Genomic DNA, 20,908 nt, shown 5'->3' with positions numbered 1-20,908 from the left:
CATTATGCTGGAAGAACTAAAAGAAAAAGTATTTCATGCCAATCTTGAATTGGTAAAGCATGGATTAGTCATCTTTACCTGGGGCAATGTCTCTGCTATCGACCGTGAAAGCGGATTGGTAGTAATCAAACCCAGTGGTGTAAGTTATGATGATATGAAGGCCGAAGATATGGTAGTAGTGGATTTGGATGGCAAGGTCGTTGAAGGACGACTGAAGCCATCCTCGGATACTCCTACTCACGTAGTACTTTACAAAGCATTTCCGGAGATTGGCGGAGTAGTACACACTCACTCTACTTATGCGACTGCCTGGGCACAGGCGGGATGCGACATTCCGAACATCGGAACGACTCACGCGGATTATTTCCATGACGCTATTCCCTGCACGGCAGATATGACGGAAGCGGAAGTGAAAGGCGCTTACGAGCTGGAAACCGGTAATGTGATAGTGAAACGTTTTGAAGGATTGAATCCTGTACATACACCGGGAGTGTTAGTAAAAAATCACGGTCCTTTCTCTTGGGGAAAAGATGCGCATGATGCTGTACACAACGCCGTGGTAATGGAACAGGTAGCCAAAATGGCAAGTATCGCTTATGCGGTAAACCCGAATTTAACAATGAACCCGCTGCTGGTAGAAAAACATTTCAGCCGCAAGCATGGTCCGAATGCTTATTATGGACAGTAACAATTAAAAAAACAGATATTAAAAATTAAAGCAATAACATTATGAATAACGTATTTGATCAATATGAAGTATGGTTCGTAACAGGAGCACAGCTTCTGTACGGAGGTGACGCAGTAATCGCAGTAGACGCACACTCTAATGAAATGGTAAACGGACTGAATGAATCCGGTAAACTTCCTGTTAAGGTGGTATACAAAGGTACTGCCAACTCTTCTAAAGAAGTGGAAACTGTATTCAAAGCTGCCAATAACGATGAAAAATGTGTCGGCGTTATCACTTGGATGCATACTTTCTCTCCTGCTAAGATGTGGATTCATGGTCTGCAACAGTTGAAGAAACCATTGTTGCACCTGCACACACAGTTCAACAAGGAAATTCCTTGGGATACAATGGACATGGACTTCATGAACCTGAACCAGTCAGCTCACGGTGACCGCGAATTCGGACATATCTGTACCCGTATGCGCATCCGTCGTAAAGTAGTGGTAGGTTACTGGAAAGAGGAAGACACTTTGCACAAGATCGCTGTCTGGATGCGTGTTTGTGCCGGTTGGGCAGACTCACAGGATATGCTGATTATCCGTTTCGGCGACCAGATGAACAATGTAGCTGTAACCGACGGTGATAAAGTGGAAGCTGAACAACGTATGGGTTACCATGTAGATTATTGTCCGGTAAGCGAATTGATGGAATACCATAAAGAAATCAAGAATGAAGATGTAGATGCATTGGTAGCTACCTACTTCAAAGAATACGACCACGATGCTTCTTTGGAAGACAAATCGACTGAAGCTTATCAGAAAGTTTGGAATGCCGCTAAAGCAGAACTTGCCATGCGTGCTATCCTGAAAGCTAAAGGTGCTAAAGGATTTACGACCAACTTTGACGATTTGGGCGACATTGAATACAATGGTTTCGATCAGATCCCGGGTCTTGCTTCACAACGTCTGATGGCGGAAGGTTACGGATTCGGTGCTGAAGGTGACTGGAAATCGGCTGCTCTTTACCGTACGGTATGGGTGATGAATCAGGGACTTCCCAGAGGTTGTTCATTCCTGGAAGACTATACACTGAACTTCGACGGTGCCAACAGCTCTATCCTACAGTCACACATGTTGGAAATTTGCCCGCTTATCGCAGCCAACAAACCTCGCCTGGAAGTACACTTCCTCGGTATAGGTATCCGCAAAAGCCAGACAGCAAGATTGGTATTTACTTCAAAGACTGGTGCAGGATGCACGGCTACAATAGTAGATATGGGTAACCGTTTCCGTCTGATTGTGAACGATGTGGAATGTATCGAACCGAAACCGCTGCCCAAGTTGCCGGTTGCTTCTGCTCTCTGGATTCCGATGCCTAACCTCGAAGTAGGTGCAGGTGCATGGATCTTGGCTGGTGGAACTCACCACTCTTGCTTCTCTTACGACCTGACAGCAGAATATTGGGAAGATTATGCTGAAATCGCAGGTATCGAAATGGTACATATCAACAAGGATACTACGATCAGCTGCTTCAAGAAAGAACTGCGCATGAACGAAGTTTATTACATGTTGAATAAAGCGCTTTGCTAAACCTTAAAATATTGATTTCAACATGAAATTAGATGCAAAATCAACCATCGAAGCAGGCAAAGCCATTCTTGGTATTGAACTGGGGTCAACACGAATTAAAGCAGTTTTGATTGACCAGGAAAACAAGCCTATTGCTCAAGGCAGCCACACTTGGGAAAACCAGCTAGTTGACGGACTTTGGACTTATAATATTGAAGCTATCTGGTCGGGACTGCAAGATTGCTATGCTGATCTTCGCGCTAACGTAAAGAACTTATATGGCATAGAGATTGAGACGCTGGCTGCTATCGGCGTCAGCGCCATGATGCATGGTTATATGCCGTTCAACAAAAAAGAAGAAATCCTCGTGCCTTTCCGCACCTGGAGAAATACGAATACAGGTCGGGCAGCAGCAGCCTTATCAGAACTGTTTGTCTACAACATTCCGCTGCGATGGAGCATTTCTCATTTGTACCAGGCTATCCTGGACAATGAAGCGCATGTGAATGACATTGATTTCCTGACTACTCTGGCAGGTTATGTGCATTGGCAGATAACTGGCGAAAAGGTATTGGGTATCGGTGACGCATCGGGTATGCTCCCTATCGATCCGACAACCCACAACTATTCGGCTGAAATGGTGACTAAGTTCGATAAACTGATTGCTCCGAAAGAATATAGCTGGAAACTGGAAGATATTCTGCCTAAAGTATTATCGGCAGGTGAAAATGCAGGTGTCCTCACTCCGGAAGGAAGTAAAAAGCTCGATGCATCGGGTCATTTGAAAGCAGGAATACCGGTTTGTCCGCCGGAAGGAGACGCAGGTACCGGAATGGTGGCAACCAATGCTGTTAAACAACGCACAGGAAATGTATCGGCAGGTACTTCTTCATTCTCTATGATTGTATTGGAGAAAGATTTGTCGAAGCCATACGAAATGATTGACATGGTGACCACTCCTGACGGAAGTCTGGTAGCTATGGTGCATTGCAACAACTGTACTTCTGATCTCAACGCATGGGTCAACCTGTTCAAGGAATATCAGGAACTTCTGGGCATACCTGTAGATATGGATGAAATCTATAGCAAACTTTACAATATTGCGCTCACCGGTGATACCGATTGCGGAGGTTTGCTTTCATACAATTATATTTCAGGCGAGCCCGTAACAGGATTTGCTGATGGAAGACCGTTGTTTGTACGCTCGGCAAATGACAAGTTCAACCTGGCAAACTTTATGCGTACCCACTTGTATGCTTCAGTAGGAGTGCTCAAGATTGGTAACGATATCCTGTTCAACGAAGAAAAAATCAAAGTGGACAGAATTACTGGTCACGGAGGATTATTCAGAACCAAAGGAGTAGGTCAAAGAATACTTGCTGCAGCTATCAACTCGCCTATTTCTGTGATGGAAACAGCCGGCGAAGGTGGTGCCTGGGGTATTGCCCTGTTAGGTTCTTACCTCGTGAACAATGAAAAGAAACAATCTCTTGCCGATTTTCTGGATGAAAGCGTATTTGTCGGTGACGCGGGTATCGAGGTATCACCTACACCCGAAGATGTAGCCGGCTTCAATACATACATCGAAAACTATAAGGCAGGATTGCCTATCGAAGAGGCAGCAGTCAAATTTAAATAATTGACAGTCGGCAATCCATTGTTATTCATCAAAGATTGCCGATAAATCGCTGTTTATCAAGAGTCAATTCTAACTAAGTATTAACATTAATTATCTCCACCCCTCTCCTCTTTTGGAGAGAGAGATGGGGAGACTATTATCATGAAAACCACCTCGTTCATACTTGCACTTGTCCTGTCCACTTCACTGGGCAAAGCTCAAAACGCCCCACAAGTGTCTTACTTCCCTTTACAGAATGTGAAACTATTAGATAGTCCGTTTCTGCAAGCTCAACAGACTGATTTACATTACATACTTGCATTAGACCCTGATCGTCTGCTCGCTCCTTTTCTCCGCGAAGCAGGGTTACAGCCTAAAGCCCCCAGCTACACCAATTGGGAAAATACCGGATTGGACGGACATATCGGCGGACATTATTTATCCGCACTTTCCATGATGTATGCCGCCACCGGAGATACCGCAGTCTATAATCGCCTCAACTACATGCTGAATGAGTTGAACCGGGCACAACAAACTGTCGGCACAGGATTCATCGGAGGAACTCCGGGAAGCCTTCAACTTTGGAAAGATATAAAAGCAGGGAAGATCCGTGCTGGAGGTTTCGACCTTAACGGCAAATGGGTACCTCTATACAATATACATAAGACTTACGCCGGATTGCGGGATGCATATATCTATGCAGGAAGCGACCTTGCACGCCAAATGCTTATCGCTTTTACAGACTGGATGATCGATATCACTTCCGGCTTGAGTGACGAACAAATGCAGGATATGCTTCGCAGCGAACATGGCGGATTAAACGAAACGTTCGCTGACGTAGCCGAAATCACAGGCGACAAGAAGTATCTGGAACTGGCACGCCGTTTCTCTCACAACCTTATCCTCGACCCGCTTATCAAAGAGGAAGACAAATTGACGGGGATGCACGCCAACACACAGATTCCGAAAGTGATCGGCTACAAGCGAATAGCCGAACTTTCACAAGACGACAAGACTTGGAATCATGCTGCAGAATGGGATCATGCCGCCCGTTTTTTCTGGAACACGGTAGTCAATCACCGTTCTGTCTGCATCGGAGGAAATAGCGTCCGCGAACATTTCCATCCATCGGATAACTTCACGTCCATGCTGAACGACGTTCAAGGACCGGAGACCTGTAATACTTACAACATGCTCCGTCTTACCAAAATGCTTTATCAGAATTCTCACAATCCGAATCAAACAAACGAACCTGATCCCAACTACGTAAACTATTACGAACGTGCGCTTTACAATCATATCTTAGCGTCACAAGAGCCGGATAAAGGTGGATTTGTCTACTTCACTCCTATGCGTCCGGGACACTATCGTGTGTACTCACAACCGGAAACATCCATGTGGTGCTGTGTAGGTTCAGGCTTGGAGAATCATACCAAATACGGCGAATTTATCTATGCGTATCGGAAAGACACTCTTTATGTCAATCTCTTCATTCCTTCACAACTGACCTGGAAAGAGCAAGGCATTATTTTGACACAGGAAACCCGTTTCCCCGATGACGGCAAGGTAACTTTGCGAATAGATGAAGCGCCTAAGAAAAAACGTACTTTAATGATACGTATTCCGGAATGGGCGAACCAATCCAAAGGATATAGCGTCAGCATCAATGGAAAAAGAAAAATGTTCGTTATGGCAAAAGGTAACCAGTATCTTCCTCTCTCCCGCAAATGGGAAAAAGGGGATGTCATTACTTTCCACTTGCCTATGAAAGTCAGCGTGGAACAAATTCCCGACAAGAAAGATTATTATGCTTTCTTATATGGTCCGATCGTTCTTGCAGCTTCCACAGGCACTGAACATCTTGATGGTTTATATGCCGATGACAGCCGTGGCGGACATATCGCTCATGGCAAACAAATTCCTTTGCAAGAAATCCCGATATTGATAGGAAATCCTGATTCAATCTGCAAATCTCTTCAGAAAGAACAGAATAGCCGGATTACTTTCAGCTATAACGGAGAGGTGTATCCTGCACAAGGCAAAGCATTGAAACTCGTCCCGTTCTTCCGCCTGCACAATTCCCGTTATGCCGTTTATTTCCGGCAGGCAAGCGAAGAGCAGTTTAAAGCGATTCAGGAAGAGATGGCAACGGCTGAACGAAAAGCAACGGAATTAGCTAATCAAACCATTGACCTGATCTTCCCCGGCGAACAGCAGCCGGAGTCTGACCATGGCATCCAGTATGAGCAGGCAGAAACAGGGACGAATAAAGACCGGCATTTCCGACGTGCCAAAGGTTGGTTCGGCTATCAGTTGAAAGTGAAAGAAGAAGCAAGCCGCCTCCTGATTACGGTACGGAAAGATGACCGCAATAAAGTGGCTATTCTTCTGAATAACGAAAAGTTGGCTGTTCATCCGACTATCAGTGAAGCGGATAAAGACGGTTTCATAACCCTTTCATACGTTCTGCCTCAAAAATTGAATACGGGTAGTTGTCCGATACGTTTTATCCCTGACGGGACGGAATGGACCTCTGCCGTTTATGAAGTGCGTTTACTCAAATAATCATTAAACAAATACCATTTATGAAAGCAAAACTATTAGTCAGCACGGCTTTTCTAGCAGCATCCGTATCTCTTTCTGCACAAAAGAGTGCTACCATAACCGTACATGCCGACCAAGGCAAAGAAATCATACCGAAGGAAATTTACGGCCAGTTTGCCGAACACCTGGGTTCATGTATCTACGGCGGTCTTTGGGTAGGCGAAAACTCGGATATTCCCAATATCAAGGGATACCGCACAGATGTATTCAATGCACTGAAAGACTTGTCCGTTCCCGTCCTTCGCTGGCCGGGCGGATGCTTTGCCGATGAATACCACTGGATGGACGGCATTGGTCCGAAAGAGAACCGTCCGAAGATGGTGAACAACAACTGGGGCGGAACCATTGAAGATAATAGTTTCGGAACCCACGAGTTTTTGAATCTTTGCGAGATGCTGGGTTGCGAACCATACGTGAGTGGAAATGTAGGTAGCGGCACAGTGGAAGAGCTTGCTAAATGGGTGGAATATATGACTTCTGACGGAGACTCGCCTATGGCTAACCTTCGCCGTAAGAATGGTCGCGACAAAGCATGGAAATTGAAATATCTCGGCGTAGGAAATGAAAGCTGGGGGTGCGGTGGCAGCATGCGTCCGGAATATTACGCAGACTTATACCGTCGTTATTCTACTTATTGCCGCAATTATGACGGCAACCGTCTGTTCAAGATTGCCAGTGGCGCAAGTGACTATGATTACAAATGGACAGATGTATTGATGAATCGTGTAGGACACCGGATGGACGGTCTTTCTCTGCACTATTATACCGTAACCGGATGGAGTGGCAGCAAAGGATCAGCCACTCAATTCAACAAGGATGATTATTACTGGACGATGGGCAAATGTCTGGAAGTGGAAGATGTACTCAAGAAACATTGTACCATCATGGACAAATATGACAAGGACAAGAAAATCGCTCTCTTACTGGACGAATGGGGAACCTGGTGGGATGAGGAACCCGGAACCATCAAAGGACATCTGTATCAGCAAAACACGTTGCGTGATGCTTTCGTGGCTTCTTTAAGTCTTGATGTATTCCACAAATATACAGACCGCCTGAAGATGGCAAATATCGCACAGATTGTCAATGTACTTCAATCGATGATTCTGACGAAAGACAAAGAAATGGTGTTGACGCCTACTTATTATGTCTTCAAGATGTATAAAGTACACCAAGATGCCACTTATCTTCCTATCGACCTGACTTGCGAAAAGATAAGTGTACGTGATAACCGCACTGTACCGATGGTGAGCGCCACAGCTTCCAAAAATAAAGATGGGGTGATCCATATTTCTCTTTCCAATGTAGATGCTGATGAAGCGCAGGAAATCACCATCAATCTGGGTGATACGAAAGCCAAGAAAGCTACCGGAGAGATTCTGACCGCTTCCAAACTGACCGATTACAATTCTTTTGAAAAACCTAATATTGTAAAACCGGCACCTTTCAAAGAGGTAAAAATCAATAAAGGTACAATGAAGGTAAAACTTCCTGCTAAGTCCATTGTTACTTTAGAGTTACAGTAATTTTAGAGCAATTACTTATTGTATCACAAACAAGAAGACCGTAAAATTGTCGATAAAAAAGATAGCTCTTTTGGATTGTTAAATCCACATAAAGAGTTATCTTTGCGAACAATCTGACAGAAATCAATTAAATTTTAATGATATGAACGATAACAAACTTATGAATCGTGCAGCGGATAACATCCGTATTCTTGCTGCTTCAATGGTTGAGAAAGCCAATTCCGGTCACCCGGGTGGCGCCATGGGTGGTGCTGATTTTGTAAATGTACTCTTCTCTGAGTTTCTAGTATACGATCCTGAAAATCCCCGTTGGGAAGGACGTGACCGCTTCTTCCTCGACCCGGGCCACATGTCTCCGATGCTTTATTCTACGTTGGCATTGACAGGAAAATTCACGCTGGACGAGCTGAAAGAATTCCGTCAATGGGGAAGCCCTACTCCGGGACACCCTGAAGTGGATATCATGCGTGGCATCGAAAATACTTCCGGTCCGCTGGGACAAGGACACACTTTTGCAGTAGGTGCTGCTATCGCTGCCAAATTCTTGAAAGCCCGTTTCAATGAGGTGATGAATCAGACCATTTACGCTTACATCTCTGACGGTGGTATTCAGGAAGAAATCTCTCAAGGTTCCGGACGTATTGCCGGTGCACTGGGATTGGACAACCTGATTATGTTCTATGACTCCAACGATATTCAGCTTTCTACAGAAACGAAAGACGTAACCGTTGAAGATACTGCCATGAAATATGAAGCATGGGGATGGAACGTACTTAGTATCAACGGTAATGATCCTGACGAAATCCGTGCGGCAATCAAAGAAGCACAGGCTGAAAAAGAACGCCCGACGCTGATTATCGGTAAAACCGTAATGGGTAAAGGTGCACGCAAGGCAGACGGCAGCAGCTATGAAGCTAACTGCGCTACACACGGTGCTCCTCTCGGCGGCGACGCATACGTAAATACAATCAAGAATCTGGGTGGTGATCCTACTAACCCGTTCGTTATATTCCCGGAAGTAGCCGAACTGTATGCAAAAAGAGCAGAAGAACTGAAGAAGATCGTTGCTGAAAAGTATGCAAAGAAAGCTGCATGGGCGAAAGCAAACCCGGAACTGGCAGCAAAACTGGAACTCTTCTTCTCGGGCAAAGCTCCGAAAGTGGACTGGGCTGCTATCGAACAGAAAGCAGGTAGCGCTACTCGTGCTGCATCTGCAACCGTATTGGGCGCACTTGCTACACAGGTAGAAAACATGATCGTTGCTTCGGCCGACCTTTCTAACTCTGACAAGACTGACGGTTTCCTGAAAAAGACTCATTCTTTCAAGAAAGGTGATTTCAGCGGAGCATTCTTCCAGGCAGGTGTATCTGAATTGTCAATGGCTTGTATCTGTATCGGTATGTCTCTCCACGGTGGTGTGATCGCTGCTTGCGGTACATTCTTCGTATTCTCCGACTACATGAAACCTGCCGTACGTATGGCTGCTTTGATGGAACAACCGGTGAAATTTATCTGGACACACGACGCATTCCGCGTAGGTGAAGACGGTCCTACTCACGAACCGGTAGAACAGGAAGCTCAAATCCGCCTGATGGAAAAACTGAAAAATCATAAGGGACACAACTCTATGTTGGTACTTCGTCCGGCTGATGCAGAAGAGACAACCATTGCTTGGAAACTTGCTATGGAAAATATGTCTACTCCTACAGGATTGATCTTCTCTCGTCAGAATATTGCCAATTTACCGGCAGGAACTGATTACGAACAAGCAGCCAAGGGTGCTTATATCGTAGCAGGTTCCGACGAAAATCCGGATGTTATCCTGGTGGCTTCAGGTTCTGAAGTGTCTACATTGGTAGCCGGCACAGAGTTGCTTCGCAAAGAGGACGTGAAGGTACGCATTGTATCTGCTCCTTCTGAAGGTCTGTTCCGCAACCAACCGAAAGAATATCAGGAAGCTATTCTTCCGGCAGATGCGAAGATTTTCGGTATGACTGCCGGTCTGCCTGTCACTCTTCAAGGTCTGGTAGGTTGCCACGGTAAAGTTTGGGGATTGGAATCTTTCGGTTTCTCTGCTCCTTACAAAGTATTGGATGAGAAACTTGGATTTACTGCCGAGAACGTATATAACCAAGTAAAAGCAATGCTCTAATGAAAACAATCGGATTAGCATGCGACCATGCCGGTTTTGAACTGAAAGAATATGTTCGCGGCTGGCTGGAAGCAAAAGGCTGGGCTTACAAGGATTTCGGAACTAACTCTACCGCAAGCGTAGACTATCCGGATTATGCTCATCCGCTGGCTCTTGCAGTGGAATCGGGAGAATGTTATCCCGGTATCGCTATCTGCGGCAGTGGAAACGGAATCAATATGACGCTGAACAAGCACCAAGGGGTTCGTGCCGCTCTCTGCTGGAATGCAGAAATCGCACACCTGGCTCGTCAGCACAATGACGCTAATGTACTGGTTATGCCAGGACGCTTCATCAGCACTGAAGAAGCGGACATGATTTTGACAGAGTTCTTCTCTACCAAATTTGACGGCGGACGCCATCAGAACCGTATTGATAAGATTCCGGTAAAATAAAGCTCGAAGATAAATCAAATAGGTGTAAAGCTGCCCTTCAGAAAGAAGAGCAGCTTTATTTTTATACCGGTATCAGATTTTATCATATACGAGATTACAAAAGAGGGGTAACTTCGTCTTTATTACAAGACGATATTAAAAACTAAAATTATGGGTAGACTGAATATGAAAGAATGGATCAGCCAAACGATCCAAGGTAAGGAAACGATTGCAATTCCGATCATGACACATCCGGGTATCGAATTTATCGGGAAAACGGTGCATGATGCGGTAACAAACGGACAGGTTCATTATGAGGCTATCAAGGCTCTTTGTGGCAAGTACCCGGCGGCGGCCGCAACCGTCATCATGGATCTGACGGTAGAAGCGGAAGCTTTCGGGGCAGAGATTATCTTTCCGGAAAATGAGGTACCCAGTGTATCCGGTCGTTTACTGGCAGACGAGGCAGCTATTGAGAAACTGGAGATTCCGGCATTAAACAAAGGAAGAATCCCGGAATATCTTAAAGCAAATATGCTGACAGCCAGAAATGTAACAGACCGTCCGGTTTTTGCCGGTTGCATCGGTCCTTATTCGCTGGCCGGACGTTTGTATGATATGTCGGAAATCATGATGCTGATTTACATTAACCCCGATGCAGCCAATACGTTATTAAGAAAATGCAGTGACTTCATCACCCGCTATTGCATGGCATTGAAAGCAACCGGTGTGAACGGTGTAGTCATGGCTGAACCTGCTGCGGGACTGTTATCCAACGAAGATTGCCTGCAATATTCTTCTTTATTTGTGAAAGAAATAATAGAGAAGGTACAGGATGATCATTTTGCCGTAGTACTTCATAATTGCGGAAACACAGGGAATTGCACACAAGCGATGGTTTATACCGGTGCAGCCGCTTACCACTTCGGGAATAAAATCAAGATGGAGGAAGCGTTGAAAGAGGTTCCGGCCGATGCACTGGCAATGGGAAATCTGGACCCGGTGAGCCTTTTCAAGATGGCAGGCCCGGAGACTATGAAGGAAGCGACTTTGCAACTATTGGAGACTACCCGTGCATATCCTAATTTCGTATTGTCAAGTGGTTGTGATATTCCGCCACATACGTCTTCTATTAATATAGACGCATTTTATACCGCATTGGAAGAGTTCAATAATGGTTGAACAGGAACTTACTTACCAGAAACTGCAAATCCCATCGTCAGATATTTACGAGGCGATGGGATATAAAGATTCTATGCCGGATGGAATGGTTATAGAAGAAATAAATACGTTACTTGACCGTATCACTCCCCTTCTTCGTCCCCGTTTTTTCTTTTTCCTCACTGACGGACTGCTTGACACTGAAAAAGCAACACTGACTGTAAAAGATACGGTTCTCACAATCGGTAAAACCATTGCCCGCCAACTACGGGGTTCGGAAGCCTTTGCCTTTTTTACCGCCACTGCGGGAGTTGAATTTGAGGAGTTTCAACATCTGCTTCAGCAAGAGGACGACATGGTGAAAGCATATATAGCAGACTCATTGGGGAGCATCATTGCAGAAAAGGCTGCTGATTGCATGGAAAAGGAGTTGGCTGCATTTATCGAAAAGAGAGGTTGGAAGCACACTAACAGATACAGCCCCGGCTATTGCGGATGGCACGTATCGGAACAACAAAAACTATTCTCCTTATTTCCGGTCGCTTCGCCCTGTGGTATTCAGTTGACAGATTCCAGCCTGATGATTCCCATCAAATCTGTAAGTGGTATTATCGGAGTGGGTTCTCATGTGCGTAAGCTGGAATATACTTGCGGGCTGTGTACGTACGAAAATTGTTTTCGTAGAAAATAGTTTCACCACAGAGGACGCAGAGGACACAGAGTCTTTTATTATTAGATAATAATCTCTGCGTCCTCTGTGGTGAATAAAAACTAGTGGCCATTGAAGAAGATGTAAAGCCCGATCATAGTCACAATAAGTAATCCCCATAGGATAAGAACAATTCGTGCAGGTTTGTCCTCTATCTTTTCCATATTCAAGATGCCCAATTGCGGAGACTTATCCCACAGGCTGACTACTATCATGCCTATTCCGATGATAACGAATAAGTAGAAGGAAAGCAGCATAAAATGAGGCCATGCATCATATTGTTCTGCCGGAAACACCCATAAATACAAGATTCCTACTCCGATACTGAACACTGTTCCCAATGTCAGAGCCATATTAGCTGCCAGAGTAGTGGTGCGTTTCCAGAATACGCCAAAGAGAAATACAGCTGCCATCGGAGGAGCTATAAATCCCAGTACAGACTGGAAAACATTAAACAGATTCAGTCCCTTGATGCTATCGATCGCTATGGTTATTATCACAGAGATCAGTGCACCGACTACCGTAACCACTTGTCCCACTCTGATAATCTCTTTCTGCTTGGCCTGCGGTCGGATTTTCTTCACATAGATATCCATCGTGAATACCGTACTTAATGCATTCAATGCAGAGCCGACAGTACTTACCAATGCTGCTGTCAATACAGCCAATACCAAGCCGACCATTCCTGTCGGGAACAAATGAGTCACCATTGTCATATAAGCCTCATCGGGATTCTCCAATTGTGGGAATAAAGCGAGGCAGATAATGCCGGGAAGAATGTAAAGAGGTACATCTAATATTTTCAACCATCCGGTAAAGTTGGTTCCCATCTGACCTTCTTTGAGATTCTTGGCAGCAAGAACCGGTTGCACCATCGACTGATCCGTACACCAAAACCAAACTCCCATAATAGGATAACCCAGGATAATAGGTAGCCAGGGAAAAGCCGGGTCATCATTTGGATGGAAAAGATTCCAGTAATCCGCCGGAACGGCGTCCACCAGTGCTCCTACACCACCCACTTTATAGATTCCCATGATAGCCAGTGTGGCTGATACTACAATCAACAGTATCATTTGATATACATTCGTGTAGGCCACAGCTTTCAGTCCGCCGAGCATCGTGAAGAAAGCGGAGATGACAAGTAACAGCAATGCCGATTGCCACATAGGAATATCGAAGACCTGACGGATCAGGACTCCACCGGCAAATAAAGTCAATGCAAGCCATGAAATAAGAATGGTAATAATGGTATACCAGGCAAGGATGTTACGAGTAGATTGCCCGAAACGTTTTCCCATAAATTCGGGCAATGTCGTAATGCGACTACCCAAATATTGGGGAGCAAAGACAAAAGCAAGCAGACATATAAAGACAAATGCATACCAGGCATAATTCCCCGAAACAATACCGGTAGTAAATCCGGCACTTGCGGAAGCAATCAACATGGAAGGTCCGACATTCGTCCCCCACATGGAGAAGCCGATATGATACCATCTCAACGAATTCTCCGCAAGGAAAAGACTACTCCCCTTTTTTCGTTTAGAACTTGCCCATATACCAATAGTTATCAAAATAAGGAAGTAGGCAATCAGAATACTCCAATCTAATGTCTCTAAGAATTTCACATGCATAATTCAAGTATTAAATAAGTAACGTAAGTTTAAATCTAATTTTCTTTTAGGCAAGGATTACATGGATTTCACGGTTTTAATAGGCAATGTAATTAAGAGCCGTGTTGATCCGTGCAATCCGTACCTTTTTATTCTATTTTTTATTTCCAATCAGTTCTTTGGCAACTGCTACGGCTGTATTCGCATTATCACTATATCCGTCCGCACCGATTTCGTCAGCAAACCCCTGACTGACGGGTGCTCCGCCAATCATCACTTTCACCTGATTACGAATACCGGCCTCTTCTAGTGCCTGGATAACCTCTTTCATATACGTCATGGTAGTAGTCAGCAATGCGCTCATGCACAAGATGTCAGCATGGTTTTCCTTCACAGCTTCCACAAACTTGTCACAAGTCACATCAATACCAATATTAATGACTTCAAAGCCGCAACCCTCCAGCATGGAAGCCACCAGGTTTTTACCAATATCATGGAGATCTCCTTTCACTGTACCGATGACAATCTTACCGATTGTAGTGGAAGCACTTCCTGCCAATAAAGGTTTCAGTAGTTCCAAAGCCCCTTTCATGGCACGTCCTGCCATCAACAGTTGGGGAACAAAAGCCTTTCCATCCTGGAAACGTTGTCCCACTTCGCCCATTGCTTTAATCATATAATTATTGATAATCATTTGGGGTGCTATTCCTTCCGCAATGGCTTGCCGGGTGATTTCAACCGCAGGTTCCAGTTTCCCGGCAACAATGGCTTCATACAGAGGTTTCAGTTTATCCTCTTGCTGGTGTTGTTCTTCCCGTATACAAATACGTTCCTGTCCGGTAGCTGCCAAGTCGGCATCCTGTTGATGTTTATTGGTATTTACAGCGGTAGAAGAACCGGTATATTCTTCAACAATCCGCATGGCCTGCTCCACTTCCTTTTCGTTATGGAAATCCATTTCCAAATGTACACCGTCCGCGCCGATATGATCCAATAGAGGTTTTAGTTCGTCTAATGTCACCCAGCAAGCCATCACGCTCTTTCCGCCTGCCAGAATCTTCTTATACAAATCGTACCATTTGGGAGATCCTCCTTGTGGTTCGCCCACTCCGGGAGTCCATTGAATCGCATTCAATTCTTCAATTTCAAGCAAGGCAGGCAGGTGATGCATGGCTCCCACTCCATCCAGATGATAAAGGGTATAATCAATCTTCTGACATTGTTCACGAATAAAAGGTTGCACAAACCGGCGATAATCATCCTGACTAATCATGGTCGAAATATCACTTTGCAGTTTACTCATCTTTCCGGGAGCCCAGGACGAGAAATAACAGAAAGCCATCTCGTCGCCTTCACGGATGATGTCGTATAGTTCATCAAATACTTTGAAGTAGATGTCGTTGATTTGCTGCATCTGTTGTTCCAGGATTTCGGGCTGCATCACTGTGTCCAATAATACCCTATCCGTTCCTTTCAGTGCGGCCAGGACATCCAGTCCTTCCATCAGATCGGGCATACCGACAAAGTAGTGTCCGTTGGCTTTCGCTTTGCAGGCTTTCAGGAGTTCTTTATGAAGAATCCAGTTCGGGTGTTCGGGGTTAAAGACTATTTCATCGGTGAAATCCGGGTTGGGATGAATCCAAATGGTGTCTTCCCCGCCTTCAAACACTCCTCCTAAAATGGCGGCTAGAGAACCGGGCCCCAGTTGGGTATTCGCAACCGGAAGAATATCCGCTTTCAGGCTGCTGTGCGCTACGTACCAGTCCAGATATTCCGCCCTCCATTGAGGGTCGAACCACTTTTGCGACAAATCTTTTGCCGGCGCGGGAGGTACTATCTCTGCATGTGGTTGCACTCCTTCCTGGAAGTGTTCCCACATATTGAGAACGATTCCTTTATGGTTCCACCAATTTATATAACGTTGTTTTGTTTCTTCTAAATTACTCTTCCATGTTTTCATACTATACTAAATTAATTAATTTTCTACCACAATCTATCATAGTCCAAAATCCTTTATAATCATTATCTATGCGTAAAGCCATGCTCTTGCTTAAATCCATTTCATCCGTACAGTCCACGTCTTCCGGATAGATGGGGATCACGGCATTTGCACGCACATATACGGGCATTTCTTCCAATGGAACGTATACGTCTTTCAGCCAGCATGCTCCTTCCAGACGTTCTCCCGTAAAGAAGTTCACCCATTTTCCTTCGGGAAGATAGATATCCCGACGGTTCTCGCTGTTCATCACCGGAGCTACCAGGAAATCATTGCCGAAATAGTATTCATCATCCACATGCCAACAAAATTTATCTTCCGGATGATGCAGAATGAGTGCCTGCAAGAGCGGATAGCCGCTTTCTATGGCTAGTTTACTTTGTTCTACGATGTATGGAATGAGCGAATAACGCAATTTCCACCACTTTTTCACCAACGGAGCTATGGCCGGATAGTGCCAGGGTTCACGCTTGTTGGTTCCGTGATAACGGATATGCGATGTGAATACGCCGAATTGAGTCCAACGCATGTACACATCATCTGCTACTACCGAGTTCATAAAATTGGGCAATGTATGGAAGCCGGGAACATCATGGCTCCAAAAAGCAAATCCCGACAGACCGAAATGCAGACCGCCTTTCAGAGAACCTGCCATTCCATCCCAAGAGCTACAGGAATCGCCTCCCCAATGCAAAGGATAACGCTGGCATCCCGCCCATGCGGAACGTGCCCAGACAATGCCGTCACCTGTCACTTCTTTCGTAATTTCGTAAGCGGCCTTTTGATAAAGCAGGGCATACAGGTTGTTCAACAATTCCGGCTTCATGCCTTTATAGAGGGCGTCCATGTGAATGTTTTCACCGAAATCGGTTTTGATACAGGTTACTCCCATATCCAGAAGTTGTTTCAATAATCCTTTGTACCATTCGGTTGCTTTCGGGTAAGTAAAGTCGATTGTTCCGGCATAATCCAAGGCGGAGAAGTTGGAACCATCGGTCGCTTGTTGTTTGGTCAATGGGGCTATATAATCATTGGCTCTGGCTTCATCAATCTGCTCTGCATTTTCTGCAACGTATGGAAGTTGCCATAAAGAGACACGATAGCCGTTCTTTTTCAACCGCCCGATGAATCTTTTCGGATCGGGGAACCGTTCTTCATTGAATTTCCATTCGCAGAGCCAATCGGTACAGAACCAGCCCGTATCCAGATGAATTACGTCACAGGGATAGTGTTCGGCACGCATGCGGTCGCATATTTCGTCTACTTCATCGGCACTGAAATAAGTCATACGGCTCATCCAAACGCCAAAACTCCAAAGAGGAGGCATAGACGGATAGCCGGTCAGGTCACGATAACCGCGAAGAATATCTTCCATCGTATCACCGCCTATCACAAATACATCCAGCAATGCCTGGTCGCTTAGAAACTGGACGGAACGGGTGGAATGTCCGGCCAGTGAGAGCTTGCTATGGGCACATGTGTGGTAGAATGTTCCGTACATTCGGCTGGATAGATAGAAGGGGATATTCTTATAAGTACGCCGGTTATTGACTCCTTGCCCATCTTGGTTTTTCAGGAAGAAAGTCTGTCCGCTTAAGTCCATTTTAAAGAAACGTTCTCCGGTTCCGGCAAAACATTCATCGGGCTTACATTCAAAAGAAAGCGTTGCACGTTCTTTCCGACCGTCGCGTTTGCAAAAGGCAACAGGTAACGCATCGTAGCGGGGAGGCGAAAAATGATCGTAGGCTGACAAGCGGATTTCACGTTTTCCGTCAGGGTATAAAGTGATGTCAAGCGTTTCTTGAGGGTCGGGAAGCAATTCGCTCCATCGGTCTAATAGAGGCTCTTCCACATTGATAACGGCACGCTTCGTTCCGTCTTCCGTCGAAAGAATCCATTTTCCTTTTTGTTCTTTTATAAACAGGGGCACTTTCTGAATCCGGTCACTGAATTGCAGCATTTCCGACTCATCTGTCAGTACATAATCACCGAAGCCAAGAAACAGGCGGGTGATGCCGATGTTATACTGACGGATGATTAACGTATATTCCTCCTGGGGAACATCGGTATCCGCCATCATATCGTTAGCCAGCTTTTGCTTCTGAAAGGGAACTGTTACGTAAATATCTCCTTCCTTTTCATAAACAGCCGTTGGCTTGTATGCTTTCCAAAGCGACTCATTCCTTGATAACTCGGTATCGAAATCAAGGAAATCAAATAAATGGTAGTTCGTTGGTTTCATCTATTTTATTGATTAAATATCGTTTATTGATTACTATAATTATCATATTAGTTTGAATGATTACCATACTAGTCTAGTTCTAATGATTATTACACTAGTTTATTGATTGCTATACTAGTACATTAATGACTATGTTAATCCATTGATTTGTTTCAATCTTGCTTTATTCTTCCGGCTTTGTACTTAATACTGTCCGCCACTTGAGGGCCGTTATTCTTCCACACATTCTTTTTCCCGGGACGGTTCGAATCAAAACGTTCAGCGGGGCACCAGTTGTTTTCCATTGTATATCCGTCCGTAGCTTCATCCAGATAGATATAAAAAGCACGGTCATTCGTAGCGTAGGGTGCCTCGATTAAATGTTCGATCCGATTATTTCGCATGACGGAACCCGGCTGGTTGGAAAGAGTATACAGACCGCCTGCATCGTATAGCCGACGGGCAAAGTGATGTACATAGTTTGCTTCTATCCGGTTGTTGCACATTCCGCTCTCCAGCGATGTCCATCCCCAGCCTACACAAATCCCTGAATAGTTCAGATGGCAGACTTCATTATGAGAAATATCCATGTTTCTGACATATCCGGCACCGATACCTACACATCCCCAGTCTTCATTAGTCACATTACTTATGAAATTGTTTCTGATAGTAATATGGGAACATAATTCCCGTGCGTCAGCAGGAATAAAAGGGATGTGCGTCTCAAATCCTCCGTCCGGAAATGCGCCAACCAGTAAAGCCGTTCCCCCAATATCCGTAAATTGACAATCTTCGACGCTCGATGCTGTGACTGCCCATTCATAATCCAGTCCAGTGGACGATAAATGACGGAAGGTGCAATGCTTGAAATCAATATATTCGGCACCTCTTACACGTATCGCTGTTTCGGGACGGGTGATCCAGGCTTGGTTCTCCAGTTCCGCTTTTTCCGGAAGCCCCGGTTCTTGTAATTTATAGGCATCCAATAAAGGAAATCCCCCTTGCAGAGTGACGTGTCCCTGATAAGAAGGACGCATCCAGGAGGTATGCTCAAAAGTAATTCCGTCAAATTGTATATGCTTTACCGGACGGGACAATGTACCGTCTATGGTCACTAAAGTTTCCAAAGCAGGGATAATCACTTCAGCAGTTTCCATATTTTCGCCCGCCTGCGGATAATAGTAAATCGTGCCGGAAGGATATTCCTGAAACCATTCACCGGGTTGGTCCAGCAATTCCAGTGCATTGGTCAGGCAGAAGGAAGAATTTCCTTTCTCTCCTCCGATGATGGGTTGCGGCCAGGGATGCGCAAACTCCAAGCGACTTTCGGGATCATGAAAGCGAACTATAGCTTGTCCGTCTTTCACGTCCATACTTTTCACACGCAAAATAGCAATTGCCCAACGTTGATGGACAGTCATTTCGAGTTGACTGGCATTTTGTAGTCCAGTTATACTCTGTGATTCCCGGGAACTGTTCACATAAGAGGCAGGGATCGTTATCGTTTGTTCCTCCGGATTGAAGTCAATCATTCGTTCCATTCCTCCGTCAGGAAATTGCGCAGCTCTTTGAACTTTATTGCCATTCACCCACATTTGCCGGGTTTCGACTCTTCTATTTCCTATTAGGGGAACCTCTGCCGACCATATCTTCTGCCTCAACTCTTCAGGAATTGCCGGATTATCGCATCCACGCTTCCATCCTGTAACAGCAACTCCACCACTAATCACAGGGTGAGCACCATCTACCGCACAAATCACTGTTGGAGAATCGGGCGTCCCACTATCTTCCGGACGAAGAAATAAAGAATTGCGCTGGGCATAAACACCCTCTTCCAAACGAATATAAATTCCTCCAGCTACTTCCGACCGATTCAGTCTACGCCATTCACGAGCCTGTTTGATCGCCCGGTTTAGTGTATAAAACGGAGCTTCCCTTGTCCCGGGATTCTTATCATTCCCCTGCAGGGATACATAAATCTCCCCCGCAAAGAGGGAGGGAAACCACCCCAATAAAATGATAAAAGAAAGATAAGTAAAAGTCTTTTTCATGGTACTACCTCAATGTGCTACTTCAATAAAGACGAACACACATCGATTTAGTACTCTATGTAAAGGCAATAGATAGGTTATTCTTACGAATGTTTTACAACATCAAATAGGTTACCGAATAAGACCTATGATAAATTGATAACAAAAATAACCGCAGACAACGAACTTCAGTAAAGTTCCGAATATAAATCCGAGTAAAGAGCCCACACCTGATTTGAGTGCCTGCGAGAACTCTTTATTTCCTAATAGTTCACCAATCACCGCTCCAAGAAACGGACCGAGAATAATGCCCCAAGGCAAGAAAAGAAGACCGACAAGGGTTCCTATGATACATCCCCAATTACCCCATTTACTACCGCCACTATATTTACTTCCCAGCATCGGAGTGAAATAATCCAATACCTGCAAAACAGCTACAATCAATAACCATACGATGAATTGTGTCGTAGAATATTGTACCTTATCCGTGAAGTGCAGAATAACCAACCCGACATAAGCAATAGGCGCACCGGGAAGAAACGGCAGAATACAACCAGCTAACCCGGCTATCATACAAAGGGCACTAATTACAATCAAAATAATGTCCAACATAATCTATTTTTT

At 45.0% G+C, this 20,908-nt stretch carries 14 protein-coding genes; 9 read left to right on the top strand and 5 right to left on the bottom strand.

Annotated elements, in window-relative coordinates:
- Positions 1-4: 4 nt before the first annotated feature.
- The 9 genes from AB5217_RS17030 to AB5217_RS16990 all read left to right on the top strand — a co-directional run bounded on the left by AB5217_RS17030 (position 5) and on the right by AB5217_RS16990 (position 12,403).
- Positions 5-688 carry an L-ribulose-5-phosphate 4-epimerase gene (locus AB5217_RS17030; protein WP_004309172.1) on the top strand — a complete coding sequence of 228 codons (684 nt, stop codon included), beginning with the start codon at positions 5-7 and terminating at the stop codon, positions 686-688.
- Between the two features lie 41 nt (positions 689-729).
- A complete protein-coding gene (gene araA / locus AB5217_RS17025; RefSeq protein ID WP_032845304.1) occupies positions 730-2,259 on the top strand; it encodes an L-arabinose isomerase in 1,530 nt (509 codons plus the stop codon).
- A gap of 22 nt (positions 2,260-2,281) precedes the next feature.
- Complete coding sequence (locus tag AB5217_RS17020) at positions 2,282-3,877, top strand: xylulokinase (RefSeq protein ID WP_032845305.1); 1,596 nt, start codon at positions 2,282-2,284, stop codon at positions 3,875-3,877.
- A gap of 141 nt (positions 3,878-4,018) precedes the next feature.
- The gene (locus AB5217_RS17015) at positions 4,019-6,421 is read left to right on the top strand and encodes a glycoside hydrolase family 127 protein (RefSeq protein ID WP_032845306.1); all 2,403 of its coding nucleotides are present in this window, start codon (positions 4,019-4,021) and stop codon (positions 6,419-6,421) included.
- Positions 6,422-6,441: 20 nt separating this feature from the next.
- Complete coding sequence (locus tag AB5217_RS17010; RefSeq protein WP_032845307.1) at positions 6,442-7,986, top strand: alpha-N-arabinofuranosidase; 1,545 nt, start codon at positions 6,442-6,444, stop codon at positions 7,984-7,986.
- A gap of 142 nt (positions 7,987-8,128) precedes the next feature.
- Positions 8,129-10,138: a transketolase family protein gene (locus tag AB5217_RS17005; RefSeq protein ID WP_032845308.1), complete on the top strand. Its 2,010-nt coding sequence runs from the start codon at positions 8,129-8,131 to the stop codon at positions 10,136-10,138.
- Positions 10,138-10,572 (top strand): ribose 5-phosphate isomerase B, encoded by a 435-nt coding sequence (gene rpiB, locus AB5217_RS17000; protein ID WP_004297448.1) that lies wholly within the window; start codon positions 10,138-10,140, stop codon positions 10,570-10,572. The genes AB5217_RS17005 and rpiB overlap by 1 nt, the downstream gene beginning before the upstream one ends.
- A gap of 150 nt (positions 10,573-10,722) precedes the next feature.
- Positions 10,723-11,733 (top strand): methylcobamide--CoM methyltransferase, encoded by a 1,011-nt coding sequence (locus AB5217_RS16995; RefSeq protein WP_032845309.1) that lies wholly within the window; start codon positions 10,723-10,725, stop codon positions 11,731-11,733.
- Complete coding sequence (locus tag AB5217_RS16990) at positions 11,726-12,403, top strand: vitamin B12 dependent-methionine synthase activation domain-containing protein (RefSeq protein ID WP_032845311.1); 678 nt, start codon at positions 11,726-11,728, stop codon at positions 12,401-12,403. Before AB5217_RS16995 ends, AB5217_RS16990 begins: the two co-directional genes overlap by 8 nt.
- A gap of 80 nt (positions 12,404-12,483) precedes the next feature.
- Here AB5217_RS16990 and AB5217_RS16985 read toward each other — a convergent pair whose 3' ends face one another.
- The 5 genes from AB5217_RS16985 to AB5217_RS16965 form a co-directional block, all read right to left on the bottom strand.
- On the bottom strand, positions 12,484-14,055 hold the full coding sequence (locus AB5217_RS16985; protein WP_032845312.1) for a sodium:solute symporter: 1,572 nt from the start codon (positions 14,053-14,055) through the stop codon (positions 12,484-12,486).
- Positions 14,056-14,188: 133 nt separating this feature from the next.
- Positions 14,189-15,994 carry a corrinoid protein gene (locus AB5217_RS16980; RefSeq protein ID WP_032854673.1) on the bottom strand — a complete coding sequence of 602 codons (1,806 nt, stop codon included), beginning with the start codon at positions 15,992-15,994 and terminating at the stop codon, positions 14,189-14,191.
- 1 nt (position 15,995) lies between these two features.
- Positions 15,996-18,275 carry an alpha-xylosidase gene (locus tag AB5217_RS16975; RefSeq protein WP_032845314.1) on the bottom strand — a complete coding sequence of 760 codons (2,280 nt, stop codon included), beginning with the start codon at positions 18,273-18,275 and terminating at the stop codon, positions 15,996-15,998.
- Between the two features lie 152 nt (positions 18,276-18,427).
- On the bottom strand, positions 18,428-20,305 hold the full coding sequence (locus AB5217_RS16970; RefSeq protein WP_032845315.1) for a right-handed parallel beta-helix repeat-containing protein: 1,878 nt from the start codon (positions 20,303-20,305) through the stop codon (positions 18,428-18,430).
- A gap of 111 nt (positions 20,306-20,416) precedes the next feature.
- Positions 20,417-20,896, bottom strand: a complete 480-nt coding sequence (locus tag AB5217_RS16965) for a DUF456 domain-containing protein (RefSeq protein ID WP_032845316.1) — start codon at positions 20,894-20,896, stop codon at positions 20,417-20,419.
- Positions 20,897-20,908: the final 12 nt, after the last annotated feature.

It is taken from the genome of Bacteroides sp. MSSM.1001136sp1_RTP21357st2_D2_RTP21359_211015, assembly GCF_040913205.1.
GTDB classification, from domain to species: Bacteria; Bacteroidota; Bacteroidia; order Bacteroidales; family Bacteroidaceae; genus Bacteroides; species Bacteroides ovatus.
Note: the sequence above shows the minus strand (reverse complement) of the source record. Positions and strands in the feature narration are given on the sequence as shown.

Excerpts from the sequence above, each read along its gene's own strand:
- AB5217_RS17010 (WP_032845307.1), top strand. The coding sequence starts at position 6,442 with ATGAAAGCAAAACTATTAGTCAGCACGGCTTTTCTAGCAGCATCCGTA.
- AB5217_RS17005 (WP_032845308.1), top strand. The coding sequence starts at position 8,129 with ATGAACGATAACAAACTTATGAATCGTGCAGCGGATAACATCCGTATT.
- AB5217_RS17030 (WP_004309172.1), top strand. The coding sequence starts at position 5 with ATGCTGGAAGAACTAAAAGAAAAAGTATTTCATGCCAATCTTGAATTG.
- AB5217_RS16990 (WP_032845311.1), top strand. The coding sequence starts at position 11,726 with ATGGTTGAACAGGAACTTACTTACCAGAAACTGCAAATCCCATCGTCA.
- AB5217_RS16975 (WP_032845314.1), bottom strand. The coding sequence starts at position 18,275 with ATGAAACCAACGAACTACCATTTATTTGATTTCCTTGATTTCGATACC.
- AB5217_RS16995 (WP_032845309.1), top strand. The coding sequence starts at position 10,723 with ATGGGTAGACTGAATATGAAAGAATGGATCAGCCAAACGATCCAAGGT.
- AB5217_RS16980 (WP_032854673.1), bottom strand. The coding sequence starts at position 15,994 with ATGAAAACATGGAAGAGTAATTTAGAAGAAACAAAACAACGTTATATA.
- AB5217_RS16970 (WP_032845315.1), bottom strand. The coding sequence starts at position 20,305 with ATGAAAAAGACTTTTACTTATCTTTCTTTTATCATTTTATTGGGGTGG.
- AB5217_RS17020 (WP_032845305.1), top strand. The coding sequence starts at position 2,282 with ATGAAATTAGATGCAAAATCAACCATCGAAGCAGGCAAAGCCATTCTT.
- AB5217_RS16985 (WP_032845312.1), bottom strand. The coding sequence starts at position 14,055 with ATGCATGTGAAATTCTTAGAGACATTAGATTGGAGTATTCTGATTGCC.
- araA (WP_032845304.1), top strand. The coding sequence starts at position 730 with ATGAATAACGTATTTGATCAATATGAAGTATGGTTCGTAACAGGAGCA.
- rpiB (WP_004297448.1), top strand. The coding sequence starts at position 10,138 with ATGAAAACAATCGGATTAGCATGCGACCATGCCGGTTTTGAACTGAAA.
- AB5217_RS17015 (WP_032845306.1), top strand. The coding sequence starts at position 4,019 with ATGAAAACCACCTCGTTCATACTTGCACTTGTCCTGTCCACTTCACTG.
- AB5217_RS16965 (WP_032845316.1), bottom strand. The coding sequence starts at position 20,896 with ATGTTGGACATTATTTTGATTGTAATTAGTGCCCTTTGTATGATAGCC.